This window comes from Caulobacter sp. AP07, from assembly GCF_000281955.1.
Classification (GTDB): Bacteria; Pseudomonadota; Alphaproteobacteria; order Caulobacterales; family Caulobacteraceae; genus Caulobacter.
This window is the reverse complement of the sequence record NZ_AKKF01000254.1, coordinates 23,739-43,038: the sequence shown is the minus strand read 5'-3', so window position 1 is coordinate 43,038 and position 19,300 is coordinate 23,739. Positions and strand designations below refer to the sequence as shown.

Below are 19,300 nucleotides of genomic sequence, written 5' to 3'. Positions count from 1 at the left end.
TACTCATGGCTTGCTGCTTGAGGTAAACGATACCGGCGGCGGCGCCGCCGCGATCGTAGCCAAAGGCGCTGGCCGCCTTCCGAAACAAGATCATCAGGAACGCTCACTCCGCCGGTGGCCCCGACGCCTCCTTCCCCATGCCTCACCACACCATGACGAACGACGGTTTCCCAACGGTCGTTGGCCTCCCGGACGCGTCCACCAAACGCCCGATGATGACCCCCATATGGGGGCTGCGAACCGAAGTTCGGAAACCGTAGTTTCGGGACGGAATCAGGGACGTGGCTTGATCCCGCGAACCTTTGGGGGCCGATCTAGGTGGCATCGCTTCTTCTTCGCCGCGCCGTAACGGCCGCGTGCGCTACCGCTTCTATGGCGCTGGCGGCCCCCGCCTTGGCCCAGGTGGCCCTGCCATCCCGCGAGGAGCTGGATCCGGCGCGAGCCTCGCCGATCCCGGCCGCGCCGCGCGGCGACCTGTTCGACAACGTCGAGAAGACGCCCTGCTCGTTCGCTGGCAGCGACCTGAAACTGACGCTCCGGAACGTGGAGGTTCGTGGCGCGGTGGCCGGGGCCTTGGCCCTGACCCCGGAAGAACTGTCCCCCGCCTATGCGCGCGAGATCGGGCGTGAAATCCCCATCGCCGCGATCTGCGACATCCGCGACCGCGTCTCGGCGTTGTACCTGCGGCGCGGCGTCCTGGCCTCGGTGACCATCCCCGAGCAGCGGATCAACGACGGCCGGCTGGTGCTGGAGGTCGTCGAGGCCCGCATCGCCTCGGTCACCTATCACGGCGACGTCGGTCCGGCCCAGAAGCAGGTCGCGCGCTATCTGGACCAGCTCAAGGGCATGGCGCCGTTCGATCTCAACGTCGCCCAGCGCTACCTGCTGCTGGCCAGCGACATTCCGGGCGTCCGCGTCCAGGCGACGCTGAAACCCGCGCCCGGCGGACAGGGCGCCGTCGACCTGGACATCGCCGTCAGCCGCGACGCGTTCGACGGCTCTGTCCAGGCCCAGAACTACGGCTCCAGGACCATCGGCCGCGAACTGGGCCTGGCCCGCATCGACTTCAACAGCTTCACGTCGCTGGGCGAGCGCACCAGCCTGGTCGGCTACTGGACCCTGGGCAGCGACGAGCAGCGGGTGATCCAGGCCACGGAGCACGTCAAGCTGGGCGGCGGCGGCCTGGCCCTGGACCTGTCCGGCTCCTGGGCCTGGACCCGACCCGGCGACGCGGTGGCCTCGCTGAAGCTGGAGGGCGAGAGCTTCGCCGGTTCGGCCCGGCTGAGCTATCCGATCGTCCGCCATCGGCGGCACAACCTCAACCTTGGTGTCGGCCTCGATTGGGTCGACCAGCAGGTCGATTTCGGCGGCGGCGTCGCCACCTTGACGGAGGACCATGTCCGGGTCTTCTTCGCCCGCCTCGACGGCCACTGGGCTCCGCGCGCGCTGGCCGACCGCTCGGCGGCCCTGACCGGCTCCTTCGAGGTGCGCCAGGGAACCACGGGCCTGGGCGCCTCGCGATATGGCGAACTCACCGCCTCGCGTTTCCAGGGCGTGCCTGACGCCCTGGTCTGGCGGGCCGAGGCTCAGGCCGGCGGCCAACTGATCGGACCGATCTACGCCACCGCCACCCTCTCGGGGCAGTTCACCCAGGACCCGCTGCTGTCCTACGAGGAATTCTCGGTCGGCAACCTGTCGATCGGACGCGGCTATGACCCGTCCGCCGCGTCCGGCGATCGCGCCATCGCCGCTTCGCTCGAGCTGACCACCACGCCGCTACGCCTCTTCCACGATCGCGCCGTCTGGCGGCCCTACGCCTTCTACGACGCCGCCAAGCTGACCAACATCGGCCCCGGCGCGAACAAGCTGGACCTCGCCTCGGCTGGCGTCGGCGTCCGCGCCCAGATCACCCCGCGCGTCAGCCTCGACCTCGCCTGGGCCAAGCCCTTCGACGATCCGCTCGCCCACGGCGACACGCCCTCCTCCCGCGTCCTCGTCTCGCTTTCCGCCGCTCTGTTCTAGCCAACCCGGCGCCGTTTCCGCGCCAAAGGCCCGCCATGACCCGTCCGTCCGCCACCGTCCGGAACCGCCGCCTTCACCTGCTGAGCCGTTCCGCGCTCGCCGGCCTCGGCATCGCCGTCGCGATCGGGGGAACCTCCGCCCTGGCCCAGGTCACGGGGGTCGGCACGGTCACCTCCACCGCCAGCAACGGCGGCGCGGTCGGCGTGGCCTCGGGCGGCGGCGTCACCGACATCACGCTCGGCGCCAGCCGGTCGATCGTCAACTGGACCAGCCTCGGCGTCACCTCGGCCGACACCTTGAACTTCCACTTCGACAACCGCGGCGACATCGTGCTCAACCGCGTGACGGGCTCGGCCTCGATCGACGGCGTCGTCAACGGCTGCATGGCCACCTGCAGCAGCACCGGCGGCAACGTCTGGATCCTGTCCTCGGGCGGCGTCATGATCGGCGCCAACGCCCGGATCAACACCGGCGGCTTCCTGGCCTCGACCGGCGGCCTGACCGACACGGACTTCCTCGACGGCGACATGAACTTCGCCTTCACCGGCGCGCCGACGAACAGCACCGTCAGCGTCGCGAGCGGCGCCCAGATCACCACCCACGGCGGGACGCTGGCCCTGATCGCGCCGATCGTCAACACCGCGGCCGGCTCGACCCTTACGGGCGCCGACGGCGGCGACGTCGTCTACGGCTCGGCCGAGAACTACAACGTCACCTTCGCGCCGACGGGCGCGGACGACCTCGACCTGATCACTTTCCAGGTGCCGTCCCAGAGCGACGGCTCGGCCGGAACGCCCGGCCTGACCCTGAACGGGACCACCAACGCCAACCAGATGTTCGCGGCCGTCGTGTCCAAGAGCAGCATCGCGGCCAGCATCCTGCTGGGCGGCAACGTCACGGCCACGACCGCGTCCGGCGAGAACGGCGACATCGTGCTGAGCGCCGGCTCGGGCTTCACCAACGGCGTGGCCGACACGCCGATGGGCTTCGACGGAAGCATCACCCAGAACACGACCTCGACCCTGACCGCCAACAACGTCACCATGCGGGCGTCCAACAACATCGCGGTCGACGAGATCAACGCCACGGGACGAGTGTGGCTGAACTCGGAGTGGGACAGCATCAGCCAGACCGGCGCGATCACCGCCAATAGACTCAGGGCGGAAGCCGGCGGGGACGTCACCCTCACCAATACGGACAACGACTTCAACTTTCTGAGCTATGTCGAGGCCCAGGGCGCCAACGGCATCGACATCGTCGACCGGCATGGCTTCGTCATCGACGACTACATCTTCCACCTCGGCGGCGGCGCCCGCACGGCCAGTCTGACCGCCCTGACGGGCTCGATCAGCGCGACCGGCTCCGGCGTCATCCAGGTCGGCACGCTGAATGTCAGCGCGGTCAACGGCGGAATCGATCTCGGCATCGCCGCCAACAACACCACCAACCTCGGCACGATCACCGCCGGCGCGGGCGACTTCAGCTATCGCTCTCTGCTCGACGTCAACCTCGCCGGCGCCATCACCGCCGACAATGTCACCCTGAGCTCGCTCGCCGGGGGGATCACCCAGTCCAACGGCCTCATCAACACCAACCGGCTCTCCGCCCAGGCCGCGACCGGGATCAACCTCAATCGGGTCGGCAACCAGATCGACGAAATCGCCGGCCTGTCGAGCACGTCCGGCGACCTCATCCTGATCAGCAACGGAAATCTGTCTCTCACCGGAAATGTCGCCGGCAGCGGGGTGGTGTCGTTCCAGATCTTCAACGGCGCGATCACCCAGAACAGCGGGGTCATCACGGCCGCCTCATTCACGGCCGTGGCCGACACCGGCCTGAACCTCGGCGGAGAGAACCTGGTCGGCCAGCTGGGCCGCCTGGCGGTCGGCGGAACGGGCGACGTCACCTTCCGCAACGCCGGCGCTCTGGTCCTGACCGACGACATCTACGCGGCCGGCGACAATGTGAACCTGTATTCCACGTCCGGCGCCATCACCCAGAACAGCGGCGCGATCACGGCCAACCGGCTGACCGCGAGCGCCGCGGGGACCATCCAGCTCAACACCGCCACCAACGCCGCCGCGACGATCGGCGGCCTGGCCAGCACCGGCGGCTCCATTCTCTATCGCAGCGCCAACAGCTTCGACATCCAGGGCGACATCACCACCGGCGCCAGCACGGGCGTGGTGCTGCGCACCGTCGGCGCCGGCGCCTCCATCACCCAGGTCTCCGGGACCTTCGACGTCGGCTTCTTCGGCGCGAACGCCAATGGCTCGATCATCATCGACGGCGCCAACAACCTGATCCGGCGCCTCGTCGCGACCAGTTCGGGCGCCGGCGACGTCTCGATCCGCACCACCACGGACCTTGCGATGGGTCAGCCGGTCACGGCCAACCATGCGCTGTCGCTGACCTCCGGCGGCCGAATCTACCAGGACAGCACCGGCTACGTCGTCGCGAACACGCTGAACCTGAGCGCCGTCACCGGCATCAGCCTGCCGAACGTCGGGCCGATCTTCGTCAACAGCGTCCAGAACCTGGGGACGATCACCAACACGACGAGCGGCGGCATCGTCATCGCCAACTACAGCGGCTCCAACACCGGGTTGGTCGGCAACATCACCGCGGCGGGCCAGTCGGTGTCGATCACGGACGTCGCGGGGGGGCTCAACCAGTCCGGCGGGATCATCACCGCCGATACGCTGACCGCCTCCGCGACCGGCAACATCGCCCTCTACAACAGCAACGCGGTCGACAGTCTCGGCGATCTCACGAGCAGCGGCGGCAACGTCAGCTTCCGCAATGTCGGCGACGTGAATCTGAACGGGTCCATTGCCTCCGTCGCGGGCGGGGCGGTGAATCTCCGTTCGAACACCGGCGCGATCAATCTGAACGCCGGTCCGATCACCTCCGGCTGGATCAGCCTCGAGGCGGGAACCACGATCAGCCAGGCCGCCGGCGCCACGCTGACCGCCAACGCCCTGTCCCTGACCGCCGGCGGCAATGTGTCGTTAGGTGAAGCGAACAATTTCAACACGATCTACGACCTGAACGTGGCCGGCGACCTGACGCTGCGCAACCTCGGCACGATCGATATGAACCCCGTGATCAGCGGCGGCTACAGCTCCGGCGGCGCGCTCACCCTGATCTCCGACACCGGCAACATCCGCACAACCGGCGTCGGGGTCGCCACCTCGCGCCTGACGGCGTCCGCGGCGGGCTTCATCGATCTCAACGGCACGATCGCGTCGCTCGGCGACATCACCGCCGGCGGCAGCATCCTGCTGAACACCTACAGCGGCGGCATGGACCTGACCGGCGACATCACCGGCGTGTCGGTCAGCCTGTACGCGAACGGAGGCGTCACCCAGAGCGGCGGCAGGATCGACACGGGCCGCCTCAACATCATCACCAACGGCGCGATCAGCCTGACCGGGGCGAACGAGATCGACGTGGTCGGCCGGCTTGAAACCGACCAGCTCTCCAGCGGGACCGGCGCCAACATCACCCTGCGCAACGTCGGCAACATCGTGCTGGACTATCTGGTCGGGGCCGCGGGCGGGACCGTCACGCTGACGTCAGACACCGGCGCGATCACCCAGACCGGATTCAGCGCGATGACCGCCAACCGGCTCGTCGCCAGCGCCGCCGGAAACATCACGCTCTCCGACGGCGTCAACAACGTCTCGACGATCGGCGGCCTGAGCAGCGTCACCGGCGACATCGTCTATCGCGACGTCGACGGCTTAGACATCCAGGGCGACATCACCGCCAACAGCACGTTCCGCGGGGTCATGCTTGTCGCGGGTGGTGCGGGGGGCGTCACCCAGACCTCCGGCGTCCTCAACGTCGGCTATTTCCGCGGGGTGACCGGCGGCGCGATCACGCTCGGCGGCGCCAACGTGATCCGGCGCCTGATCTCGACGGTCATCGGCAACGGCGCGCTCACGCTCAACACCACCACCGATCTGTCGGTGGACGGCACCGTCTCGGCCAACACCGTTTCGCTGTCCTCGACTGGCGCCATCACGCAAGCGGCCAACGCCCAGCTCTGGACGAACACGCTGAACGCCAGCGCGGTCACCGGCGTCAACCTGACGGCCAGCGGCTTCGGCGCCAACAACATCAGCAATCTGGACCTGATCACCAACACGACCAGCGGCGGCGTCGCCATCAGCAACGCCATGAACATGAACCTGACCGGAAACGTCACGGCGTCGGGTCAGGCGGTGTCGATCACCAACACCCAGGGTGCGATCAACCAGACCGGCGGGGTCATCACGGCCGACAGCCTATCGCTGTCGGCCACCGGCGGGATCAGCGCGACCCGCAACAACGTCTTCGGCAGCCTCGGCGCGGTGACCGCCGGCGGAAACGTCGCCATCACCAATGTCGGCGACCTGAACCTGACCGGCGACGTGAACACGGGCGGCGGCGACCTTAGCCTGACCTCGAACACGGGTCAGATCCAGCAGACCGGCGGCGTGGTCACCGCCAATGTCGTCAACCTGGCGGCCGGCGGCCGCATCTGGTTCAACAACGCCAACGCCGTGACCAATTTCGGCACGGTGACCGCCGGCGGCCACATCCTCCTCAGGAACGACTCGGCCCTCGTCGTCGGTGGGGACATCACCGCCAACGGTTTCGATGTGACCCTGAGGTCGAACACCGGCTCGATCACCCAGACCGCCGGCAGCGACATCACCTCGAACTCCCTGCAGGTGATCGCCGCGAACGGCGTCACCCTGACCAACGCGGGCAATGCGGTCAACGAACTCGCCTGGGCGCAGAGCGCCAGCGGCGGCTTCGCCTTCGGTCAGACGAACGGCTTCCAGATCGGCGGCCCCGTCTTCACCGCCGGTCAGACCGTCAGCCTGACGTCGCTGAACGGCGCCATCACGCAGAACTCGGGATCGTTCCTGCAGGCCGGCACGCTGAACGCCAGCGCCGCCGGCACCCTGACGCTGAACCAGGGCAACAACGTCGACCGCCTGGGCGTCATCAGCACCGGCGGCAGCTTCCTGTTCCGGGACGTCACCGGCTTCGACCTGACAGGCAACATCACCGCCGGCAGTCAGGTCGTGATGCTCGCCCAGGGTGGTTCGATCACCCAGACGGGCGGGATCATCACGGCCAACGACATCAACGCCATGGCCAGCGCCGACCTGTTGCTGGGCGGCGCCAACCAGATCAACGCCATCAGCGCCCTGAGCGCGGGCAACGACCTCCTCTACCGTCAGGTCGGCGACCTCGTCGTACCGACGATCAGCGCGGCCGGCACGGTCAGCCTCTATTCGACCACGGGCGATATCACCCAGTCCGGGACGATCACCGCCGACACCCTGGCGCTCGGCGCCGGCGGCGACGTCACGCTGGGCCAGAATTTCGTCTCCAGGCTGGGCCGGATCGACGCGGGCGGGAATTTCACCGCCGTGCACGGCCTCGGCCTGTCCTCCGGCGCGCTGGAGCTGACCGACGACTTCACGGTCGGCGGGACGATGGTGCTGGTGAATCCCGGCGCCATCACCCAGACCGGCGGCGCCATCACCGCCGCCAACCTGGCCATCGACACCGACGGCGCCCTGACGGCGACGGGCGCGAACAGCGTCAGCGGCGCCACCTGGCTGACCGCGCAGGACGCCTCCTTCAACGCGGTCAGCGACCTGAACATCCGGGTCAACACCACGGGATCCGCCACGATCACCTCGACCGGCGCGGTCGTCATCGACGGCGGCGGCGCCTCGACCGGCGACACCCTGAACATCCAGGCCGCCAACGGCATCTCGCAGGGTGCCCAGGGCCTCACCTTCACCAATTTCGGAAACCTGACCAACACCGCCAGCGGCGGCATCAACCTCACCAACAGCAGCTGGGTGAATCTGAACGGCGCCATCAGCGCGGCGGGTCAGGGGGTGACGCTGAACGTCGCCAACGGCGGGATCATCCAGAACGCCGGCAACATCATCACCGCCAGACGGCTGAGCGTGACGACGACCCAGGGCGCGATCCTGGGCGAGGTGAACCAGGTCGCCGAACTGGGCGTCATCGATGTCGGCGCCCACAACTTCAGCTTCCGCACCCTGGGCGACCTGTTGATCGACGGGGACATCACCTCGACGCTGAACGTCCTGCTGACCTCGGCCACCGGCGGCATCACCCAGACGGCCGGAAGCGACATCACCGCCGGCGGACTCAATGTCTGGGCCGAGACCGGCATCAACCTGACCAACGCAGGCAACAACGCCACCCGAATCCTCGGCCTGATGAACCTGGGCAGCGGCGACGTCGCCTATGGCCAGACCAACGGCTTCCTGATCGACGGCACCATCCGGGCGCTGAACCAGACGATCAGCCTCACCTCGACGGCCGGCGGCATCTCCGAGACCGGAAACATCTTCTTCCCGCAGATCGAGGCCGGCACGCTCAACCTCTCGGCGGGCGGCGCCATCACGCTCCACCGCGACAACGACGTCGACAACCTCGGCGTCGTCACGGCCGGCGGCGGCTTCACCTTCAACGACGTCGACGGCTTCAACCTGACCGGCGCCGTCAACGCCGGCGCGGTGGTGCTGGACGCCCGGGCCGGTTCGATCAACCAGACCGGCGGCGTCATCACCGCCTCGAGCCTCGACGCGGAAGCCACGGGCGGCCTCGATCTGGACCGCGCCAACCTCGTCAGCGGCGGCGTCCTCCTCACGGCTGGCGACGACATCGTCTATCGCAACACGGGCTCGATCAGCGTGGGCGGGGCCACGGCGGGCGGCTCGATCAGCCTTCGTTCGAACACGGGCGCCGTCACCCAGGTCGGCGCGATCACCGGCGCGACGCTGAACGTCGCGGCGGTCACCGGCATTGCGCTCAACAACCTGAGCAACGACATCGGCGCCCTCGGGACGGTGAGCAACACGACCAGCGGCCAGGTCAGCTTCACCAACTCCGACGGCTTCGACCTGATCGGCGCGATCACCGCCGGGGGAAGCCAGTTCGTGAGCCTGACCTCGATCTCGGGCGGGATCACCCAGCAGGCCGGCGGGACGATCACCGCCCAGATTCTCGCGCTCAGCGGCTGGACCGGCGTGACACTGGGCGGCGCCAACGACGTCGATGCGCTGGGGACGATCATCGCGGGCCCGTCCTTCATCTTCAACGACATCGACGGCTTCGACATCAGCGGCATGCTCAACGCCCAGGCGGCGGACTTGACCGCCGGCGGCGCGATCACCCAGAGCTCGGGCAATCTGAATGTCGGCACGCTGTCGCTGACGGCGACGTCCGTCGCGCTGGACGGCACGAACAACATCAGTGCTCTCGGCGACGTCGACGTCACCGGGGACATGAGCCTTCGGGATGCCGACGGCTTCAGCCTGACGGGCGCCATCGCCGTCGACGGGACGCTGTCGCTCGCCTCTGGCGGCACGATCGAGCAGACCGCCAGCGCGTTGACGGTCGGAACCCTGAACGCGACCTCGACCACGGGCGACGTCACGCTGCAGCAACTCGGCAACCTCTTCGGCGATCTCGGAACGTTGTCGGGCAGCGCCGTCAGGATCAACAGCGGCGGCAGCTACAACCTGACCGGCGACATCACCGCGACGAATCTCTTCCTGTCGTCCGGCGGGGCCATCACCCAGAGCAGCGGCGCGATCATCGCCGGCAACCTCTGGGCCGGCGCCGTAGACGACCTCAGCCTGACCAGCAGCACCAACGACATCGACACCATCTGGTCCCTCTCGCTCACCGGGTCCGGCAACATCGCCTATGTCGATGCGGACGGGTTCAACCTGGGCGGCGTGATCACCACGTCGGGGGGCGTGTCGCTGACGGCCGGGGCGGGTTCGATCACCCAGGACGCCGGCGCCTACATCTTCGCCGGCACGCTCTCCCTGGCCGCGGGCGGAAACATCGCCGCCAACGGGAACAACGACGTCGACACGATCAACCTGAGCGGCGCGAACGTCAGCTTCGCCAACGGCGACTCCTTCGCCGCCAACGTGATCACGGCTACAGGCGCCGTCACCCTGAGGTCCAACACCGGCAGGATCACCCAGACCGCCTCGACCGGCCGGATCGTCGCCGACAGCCTGACCGCCTGGGCGGCCACGGGGCTGGAGTTCTTCGGCGGCCAGAACGACATCCGGGTCCTGGCGGGCCTCAGTGGCGCCGGCGGCGGGGTCACCTACCGCGACATGGGCGGCTTCGAGATCACCGGCGACATCAACGCTGTCGGCCAGACGGTCGAGCTGGTCTCCGACGGCGCGGGCGCGGACGGGAACGACATCGTCCAGACGAGCGGCGTGATCACCGCCAACCGCCTGCGGGGGACCTCGGCCGGCGACCTGCTGTTCAACAGCGCCAACGTGGTCGGCCAGCTCGGTTCCCTCGCCGCCGGCGGCAACATCCGCTACCGCGGCGCCGCCAGCTACACCCTGCAGGACACCGTCAACGCCGGCGGCGGGCTGATCCTGAACTCCGACACGGGGTCGATCCAGCAGTTCGGCGGCGCGATCGTCGCCGCCGCCTTCTCCGGAACCGCAGCGCAGGGCATCAGCCTGGCCCGCGTGAACGACGTCGACACCCTTGGCGCCGTCGACTCGGGCGCAGGCGACTTCAACTTCCGCGACGGCGGCTCCTTCGACATCGGGGGGCTGATCACCTCGGGCAATGCCGTCGTGCTGCAGGCGGGCGGCGACATCACCCAGAGCAGCGGTTCCGTGGTCGCCGGCGCGCTCAGCCTGTTCGCCAACGGCCGGATCGATCTCAGCGGGCCTGGCAACGACATCGGCAGCCTGGCCGCCGGCTTCGCCGGAACCGACTTCCGCTTCGCCGACGTCACCGATTTCTCCCTGGACGGCAACATCTTCGCGGGCGGCGTGATGACGCTCTCCGCCGGCGCCGGAAACATCAACCAGAACGTCGGCGTCATCACGGCTGGAACCCTCAACGCCAGCGCTGCGGGCGAGCTCAACTTCACCCGCGCCAACGTGGTGACGACGCTCGGAAACCTGTCGGCCGGCGACAGGATCTTCTTCAACAACGCCGACAGCTTCTCGATCGCCGGAAATCTCGTCAGCGATCAGATCGTGCTGTCGTCCCTCGACGGCGGCATCAACCAGACCGGCGGCGCGATCACCGCGGGCGCGCTGGCCGTGGACGCGGAGCTTGATGTCTCCCTTGGGCAGGCCGGAAACAACGTCGACACGCTCAACCTCGTCACGGTCCGCTCCGGCGACTTCACCTATCGGGACGCCGACTCGGTCAGCCTCAGCGGCCCGGTGTCGATGAGCGGCGTCGCGACCTTCGATGTCGGCGGCGACCTGACTCAATCGGGAATCGGCCTGATCAGCGCCAGTCGGATCCAGGGCTCCGCCGGCGGGGCCTTCGCGCTCGGCGACCTGGCCAACAATGTCGACCAGGTCGGCCCGATCAACGCGAGCCGGATCGCCTTCGCCAGCAGCGGCGACCTGAACATCGCCGGCGACCTGACCGCGACAAACGGGGTCGAGCTGAAGGCCGGCGCGGGCGTCACCCAGTCGATCGGAGCCGTCATCACCGGGACCACCCTGTCGGCCCAGGCCAATGGCGACATCATCCTCGATCAGGGCAACGACCTGGACTCGATCACCCAGCTGAAGTCGCAGTCCGGGAACATCACCTACGTCGATGTCGGCGGCTTCTCCCTCGATCCCGCGAGCTATGGCGACATCTGGACGCCAGGAACCCTGACCCTGAAGGCCGGCCCGACCGGCGGCGTCAGCCAGACCAACGCCGGGCTGCGCGCCGGGACCCTGATCGTCAGCGCCGGCCAGGACATCGTCCTTAGCCAGCAGAACCACATCGATGTGCTCGGCGCCGCGTCCGCAGGCGGCGCGATGTTCACCCTCGTCAACAGCGGCGACCTGGAGATCACGGGCGACGTCTCGGTCACGGACGCATCGGGCGTGGTTTCGCTGACCTCGACCAATGGCGACATCGCCCAGACGGCGGGCCAGATCGACGCCTATGTGGTGGAGGGCTTGGCGGCCGGAGACTACAGGCTGACCCGCTTCACCGGCGCCGTGGGCGATATCGCCTCCACCGCCGGAAACATCGACATCGGCAACGCCGGCGACATTGTCCTGCACGGGCTGCTGAAGACAGGCGCCGCCAACAGCGTCACCCTGACCAGCAGCGGCGGCATCGGGCAAGGCGTCGGCCGCATCGAGGCCGGGACCCTGAACCTCAGCGCCGGGACGACCATCACCCTGGACGGCGCCCAGGGCAACGACATCGACCACCTGGGCGCGGTCAGCGCGCCGTCCAGCTTCGCCTTCGCCGACGACAACGATTTCGCCCTGACCGGCGACATCAACGTCACCGGCGTCGGCGGCCACGCCGGGCTGCGGTCGAACGGCGGCGCGATCACCCAGAGCGGCGGCGTCATCACCGCTCATGATTTGAATCTTGAAGCCGCGACCGGCCTGGATCTCATCGGCGCCAACCAGGTCGACCGGGTGGCCATCGCCAACGGCGCGACCGGCGCGGTCGTCTTCTCCAACGCCAGGGCGCTGAACGTGCTGGGAGCGACGAGCACGGGCGACGTGATCGTCAGCACCACCGCCGGTCTCCTGACCCTGAACCACATCACGACCGGGGGGCTGATCCGCCTGGCCGGCGCCGGCGGCGTCTTCTCCGGCGGCACGCTCAGCACGGACGGGGACGTCGACGTGTCCGCATCCGCGGGCGATATTGAGATCCGGAGCATCGTCGCCGGCGACGACGTCACGGTGACGGCCACCGACGGCCAGGCGCAGCTCTGGAACCTGATCCTGACCGGTGCCAGCGACGGCGAAGGCACGGGGCAGAACGTCGCGATCTCGGCCTCGGGCGACGCCTTCCTGGGCGCTCGGGACGAGGCCGGCATCGGTCTCCTGCACCCCAGCGGCCTGATCCGTTCCGGCGGCGCGGGAACCATCAGCGTCACCTCGACCGGCGGCGACGCTGGGGTCTTCCTGTCCTCCATCGGCGGCAAGATCGACACGCTCACGGCGGGCGGCGCGACCGGCACGGCCACGATCGTGGCGGACACGGGCGACATCCTGGCCGGGGCCGTGACCGGCCACAACGTGGTGCTGAAGGCGACCGGTGGCGACGTGAACCCTGACGCCGTCAGCATCGGCGGCGGTGACTACACCCTGACCGGCCGGGATTTCCTGTTGGGCGCCTTCGGCTTCACCGGCCTGGCGCGCGACATCCTGATCAACGACACCGCCGGCGCCCTGACCCTCAACGCCAACGTCACGGCGCAGCGCAACCTGACCCTGAACGCGGTCGGCGACATCGTCGACGGTACGGGCGCGGCGGCGCTGGTCGCCGGGGCGGACCCGACCGGCCAGGGCAACCTGACCATCCACGCCACCGGCATCGCCGCCAACGCCGTCGGCGCCGACGGCGACGTCACGCTCGACGCCGGAACCGGCCTCGTCGAGGTCGGCACGCTGGTGGTAACGAACGACTACAATCTCAGCGGCGGGACGTTCTCAGCGGGGGCGCTGAGCCCCACCGGCGCGATGGCCGGAACCTGGACCATCACCGGCGCCGGCCCCGGCGGCTTCGACTTCACCGGCCGGATGCTGACCTACAACGGCGACATCCAGATCAACGCCGCCCATGCGATCACCGGCGGCGGCGCGCAGTCGATCTTCGGGTCGGTGCGGATCGACGGCGGCTCCGACATCGACGTCGAGGGCCTGTACGCCGCCCGCGACGTCACCGTCACCTCGGGCTCCGCCCTGACCGTGGGCTCCGCGACAGCCCATGGCGGCGCCATAGGCCTGACGGGCGGATCGGTGACCGTCGAAGGCTACGCCGAGGCTTCCGGCAACGTCCTGGTGACGGCCACGAACGGGGCGGCCGACGTCGGCGCGGCCACGTCGGGCGGCGACATCATCGTGGCGGCGACGAACGACCAGGCCCGGCTCGGCGCGGCCTCCCTGACCGGCGTGACGGGCGACCTGACCGTTTCGGCGACTGGCGGCGACGCGATCCTGGGCGCCGTCGACTATGCGAGCATCAGCACGGACAACGTCCTGACCCGCGCGGCCGGCGGCGCCGGAACTGTCACGGTCACCGCTAGCAACGGCGATGCGGGGGTCTATCTCGACCACACCGACACCGCCCTGACCCTGATGCGGGGCGCCAACGTCGACGTCACGGTCGCGAATGGCGCCGCGACGCTCGGCACGCTCACCGCGCTGAACGGCGACGCCAACGCCCAGACGCTCGACGGCGGCCTTACGATCGGAAGCGCCACCGCCGCGAATGGCGATATTGGACTCTTTGCCTTCGGCGGCGACGCCCATGTCGACTTCGCCGACGCCGACGGCCGGCTCCAAGTCGGCGCCATAGCGGGCAACGCCACCCTGCGCGGCGCGAGAGGCGGCGACGGCATCATCCTCGCCGCCGCCCTGAACGCCACGTTCGGCGCTGACTCCAAGAGCCTGATCACCGGCGCCAATTCCGGGACCAGCGGCGTCTGCGGCTGTGGGAGCATCGTGGTCACTTCGGTGTCCGGCAACGCCGTGGTCAACCTCGACAACGTCGTCGGCCAGTTCGCCGCGATCAGCGCCGTCAGGGGCGACGTGAACGTCAACCTTCGGACCGGCGACCTGACCATCGGCGAGCTGTCCGGCCGCAATATCGCCGTCGAGGTCGCCGCCGGGTCCATCGAGACCGGCGCGGGCGTCTCCCCCGTCGGCGCCAAGGTCACCGGCGGCAGCTACAGCATCACGGCCCAGGATTTCCTCGGCGACGTCCTCAACCCGCTTCTCGAGGACGAGTTCGGCGCCCCTTCCACGCTTCAGAACTACACCATCATCGACACGCTCGGCGACCTGGACATGACCGGCCGGTCGATCGCGGCCCAGGGTGAAATCCGGATCGAGGCTCGCGACGGCGCCCTGACCGGTGATGCGCGACTGACCTCGAACGGCGACGTCAATCTGGACGCCGGCGCCGGCGGCGTCACGGTGGCTTCCGTCACCGCCAAGGACGCCATCTCCATCAACGCCGTCGGTGGCGACGCCGTCCTCGGCGAGGCTCACCTCCTCGGTACTGGCGCCAACCAACTGCTCGTGAACGCCAGCGGGAATGCCGTCCTCGGCAGCGTCCTAGCCAGCGACGTCACGGCCGCGAACGTCTTCACCTCCGCCGGATCGACAACCACGGCCCGGATCGCCAGCGCCGGCGGCGACGCCTTCGTCCATCTCGATACGTCGGACGCCCTGACCTCGGTCTCCGCCGCCCGGGACGTCGGGATCGCCATCCGCAACGGCGGTTTCGCCGTGGGCGCGATCGACGCCGCCAGCGGCCGCGTCGATGTCGAAGGGCCCGCAGCCGGACTGACCATCGGTCGTCTGGACGCCGGTACGGATGCGCGGGTCCTCGGGACCGACGTCACGCTCACCAACGGTCTCATCGGCGGCGGCCTGACCATCGACGCCGCCGGGGCCATCGCCTTCGCCGGACCGAATGGGCGGATCGACGTCACCGGCGAGGCCTCGCTGACCGCCGGCGGGGGCGTCACCCAGGCCAGCGACGCCGGCCTCAAGGCCGCCGGCCTGACCCTCAACGCCGGCGACGCCGTCAGCCTGCTCGGCGCCAACGACATCGCGGTGATCCGCGCGGTCGACGTCGCCACCGGCGGCTTCGGCTATCGCAGCGTCCGCGCCGGTGGCGTCGACATCGTGGGGGCGATCAACGCCGCTGGTCAGACCGTGGACCTGCGGACCGTCAACGGCGGCCTCACCCAGTCGGGCGCGGGGGTCATCGTCGCCCAGCGGCTGACCGGGTCCTCCGACGACGGCGCGGACCTGCGCGCCGACAACCGGATCGCCGAGTTGGGCGACTTCACCAACGCCGGCGGCGACGTCTTCCTCAACGTCGGCCAGGCGCTGAGCATCGTCGGCACGGTGGACAGCGCCAAGGCCGTGACGATCCAGTCGGACACGATGACCATCGCCTCGACCGGTACGGTCCGCTCCAGCGCCTCCGGCGATGCGGTTGTCCTCGCCTCGAACGGCGTCTTCACCAACCAGAGCGGCGCGGATGCGGTGCAGGCGCCCAACGGCCGCTGGCTGATCTACACCCAGGCCTTCAACGATCCGTCCGGCTCCACTGCCGGCGACACCTATGGTGGCCTGGGCGGCAGGAGCTTCTACGGAACCAGCTACGACTTCGACGGCGGCTTCAGCCGTCAGATCAACGCCGACAACCGTTTCGTCCACGCCTACCAGCCCGTCCTGACGGTGACGCCGGACAGCCGGACGGTGACCTACAACGGCCAGACCCCGACCCTGACGGCGACCATCCTGGGCCTGATCAACGGCGACACCGCGGCGGACGCTTGGTCGGGCTCGGCCCTGATCACCGGCGCCGCCAGCAAAAACGTCGGAACCTACAGCCTCGGCGCTGCGCTCGGCTCGCTGCTGTCGGACCTCAACTACGCCTTCGCTTTCGGAACCGGCACGCTGGTCATTGATCCCAAGACCCTCACCGGCACGGTCAACGCCCAGAACAAGACCTACGACGGCACGACCACAGCCACCGGCGCGATCGCCCTGACTGGCGTGGTCGCGGGCGATGACGTGTCCGCCGCCGCGTCCTATGGCTTCGGCGACAAGAACGCAGGGACGGACAAGGTGGTCAGCGCTTCAGGCGCCGCGCTCTCGGGCGACGACGCCGGCAACTACAGGCTCGACCCGCTGGCCGCCGCCCGGGCGGACATCCTCCGGCGGGACATCAGCGCGATGGTGACGGCCAACGACAAGACCTATGACGCCACCACGGCGGCCACCGGCACGCTCGGCCTCAGCGGCGTGCTGACCGGAGACGACCTCTCGATCACCGGCGACCTGCTGTTCGCCGACAAGAACGCCGGCCATTCGAAGGTAGTCTCCGTCGCCAATGCGCAGATCAGCGGCGCCGACGCCGGCAACTACAACGTCACGGTCGGAACCGACTTCGCCGATATCGCACGCAAGGCGCTCACCGGGACCTTCGTCGCCAACGACAAGACCTATGACGGCACGACCGCCACCGCTGGCGCGCTCACCATCAACGGTGTGATCGTCGGCGACGACGCCGCGGTGAACGCGACCTACAGCTTCGCCGACAAGAATGCGGGCCTGAACAAGGCCGTCACCGCCAGCGCCACCCTGGTCGGGATCGATGCCGACAACTACGAGATCGCCCCGCTCGGAACGACCCAGGCCGGCATCCTGCGCAAGACGGTGACCGTCAGCATCGCGGTCGACAACAAGACCTATGACGGCACGACCGCCGCCACGGGCTCGATGAGCCTCAACGGCCTGATCGCCGGCGACGACGCCTCGGTGGCGGCGGGCTCCTACAGCTTCGCCGACGCCAACGCCGGGACGAGCAAGACCGTCGCCATCGCGGGCGTCGCCCTGACCGGCTCGGGCGCGGACAATTATGAGTTGGCCGGCGTCCCCTCGACGCTGCTGGCCGACATCCTGCGCCGTCAGGTCGCGATCAGCGCCGACGACAAGACCAAGCTGTTCGGCCAGCTCGACCCCGCCCTCACCTATCGGATCACCGCGGGCTCCCTGGTCACCGGCGAGGGTTTCACCGGCGGCCTCGCACGCGCGGCGGGCGAGGGTTTCGGCGCCTACGCGATCGGCCAGGGCTCCCTGACGCTGGGCGCCAACTACGAGATCCTCTTCACCCCCGGCGTGCTCGACATCCGGCCCGTGCCCAGCGGCGGTCAGGATGGCGGCGACGCCTTCAAGCACCTGAGCGGATCCAGGGGCTACGATCTCAACTGGAATCCCACCCTGAATTTCACCTACGACCGCGAACCGATCTGCCTCAGCGATTCAGGCTGCGCCCCGGGCTGACGTCAGTCCTTGGCGGGCGTCGCCAAGGACGACTGGCCATCCGCATAGCAACGCGATTGCGACTGAGCGCCAGGTTTCAATCTTGGCCGGATCGAAACGCTAGCCGAGCCAGAGGGGCGGCACCGACATCGCCAACCGGACCAGATCGAGCTGGCGATGACATCCGGTCTTGGCCTGGATGCTCTTGAGCCGCGTCCGCGCGGTGGAAAGCTGGATGCCGAGTCGCTCCGCCGCCTCCGCCAGCGGCACACCGCCAATCACGGCGTCGGCCAGTCGTTCCTCGGCCGGCGAGAGGCCAAAGCGGCGCGTGATCCAGGCGATGGCGGTTGGCGGCGTGTCATCGGGGTTCGAGACGACGAGCAAGATCTGCCCCGCCGCCATCGGCAGGCCGAGTTCAGCGGCCGAAGCGATCGGCCACAGCATCGCATGGAGCGGGGAACCGCCGTGACGGCGCGGCAGCATCACGCCGGAGAGATCGGTGTCCCCACGCGCGAAACCGCCGGGGATCGCATGGCACGCGACGATGGCGGCGTCGAGCACGCGGCTGCACCTGTCGTCGAAGCTGCGCAGCCGGCCAAGGCGGTTCAGGGAAATGTCATCGCCATGCGCGACCAGGGCCTCGGCGCGGCGGTTCATCGTCACCACCCGCCCGTCACGATCAAGCACAAAGGTCGCTTGGGTCCATCCGTCGAACATCGCCTGGGACGCCATGGCGGCAGATCGCGCCTCGATCAGCGTACGCCGGAGCTTGAGCGCGCGGCGCAGGTGCGGCGCGAGCAGGTCGAGCAGCGCCATCTGATGGTCACGGCGCGCCTCGTCGTCCCGCTGGTCGGCGAAGGACAGTGCGGTCCAGACCTGGGGCTCGCGTTCCAGCACCATGCCGACGCCGTAGTGGCCCAGCCGGTGCCGCCGCAGATAGTCGTTGTAGTGCTCGGTCCGAAACAGCTCCCGGTCGTCGATGATCGTCTCCGAGCGCGTCGGCAGGCCGATCTGGTTGCGCGGGACGAAGTTCACATAGGGACTGTTGGAGACGTAGTGAGCGGCATAGTCGCGATAAGCCGCCTCGGGGAAATTGACCATCACGTTGAGGTCCGCCGCCGGCCCATTTCCGTCATGGCTGAAGAGCGTGATGCGCAGGTCAGGATAGATCGTCTCGATCCGCTCGACGAACTGGCGCCACAGACGCGGATTGAACGCCGCCTCGTAAACGCCGCCGACCAACTCCGCCACGAGTATCGGAGTGAGAGGTTCCGGACATGGCATGGCGCGGCTTATTCCTTTGTCGGACCAGGATCGGAATACTAAACGTCAGCACGGTTGCGGAACGAACTCTAGCGGGAGAAATCGTGCGTATGTCGCTACTCGTAGCGACATACGCCTCGTGG

The 19,300-nt window shown here is 68.7% G+C and carries 3 protein-coding genes; 2 read left to right on the top strand and 1 reads right to left on the bottom strand.

Annotation, left to right across the window (positions count from 1 at the left end; genetic code table 11):
* The first annotated feature begins 372 nt into the window (after positions 1 to 372).
* Positions 373 to 2,022 (top strand): ShlB/FhaC/HecB family hemolysin secretion/activation protein, encoded by a 1,650-nt coding sequence (locus PMI01_RS22705; RefSeq protein WP_007674800.1) that lies wholly within the window; start codon positions 373 to 375, stop codon positions 2,020 to 2,022.
* Positions 2,023 to 2,057: 35 nt separating this feature from the next.
* Positions 2,058 to 17,915, top strand: coding sequence for a YDG domain-containing protein (locus PMI01_RS22700; protein WP_007674799.1), 15,858 nt, complete (start codon positions 2,058 to 2,060; stop codon positions 17,913 to 17,915).
* Between the two features lie 99 nt (positions 17,916 to 18,014).
* Here the strand turns inward: PMI01_RS22700 and PMI01_RS22695 are convergent, their stop codons facing one another.
* Positions 18,015 to 19,145 carry a helix-turn-helix transcriptional regulator gene (locus tag PMI01_RS22695; protein WP_157223840.1) on the bottom strand — a complete coding sequence of 377 codons (1,131 nt, stop codon included), beginning with the start codon at positions 19,143 to 19,145 and terminating at the stop codon, positions 18,015 to 18,017.
* Positions 19,146 to 19,300 lie beyond the last annotated feature (155 nt).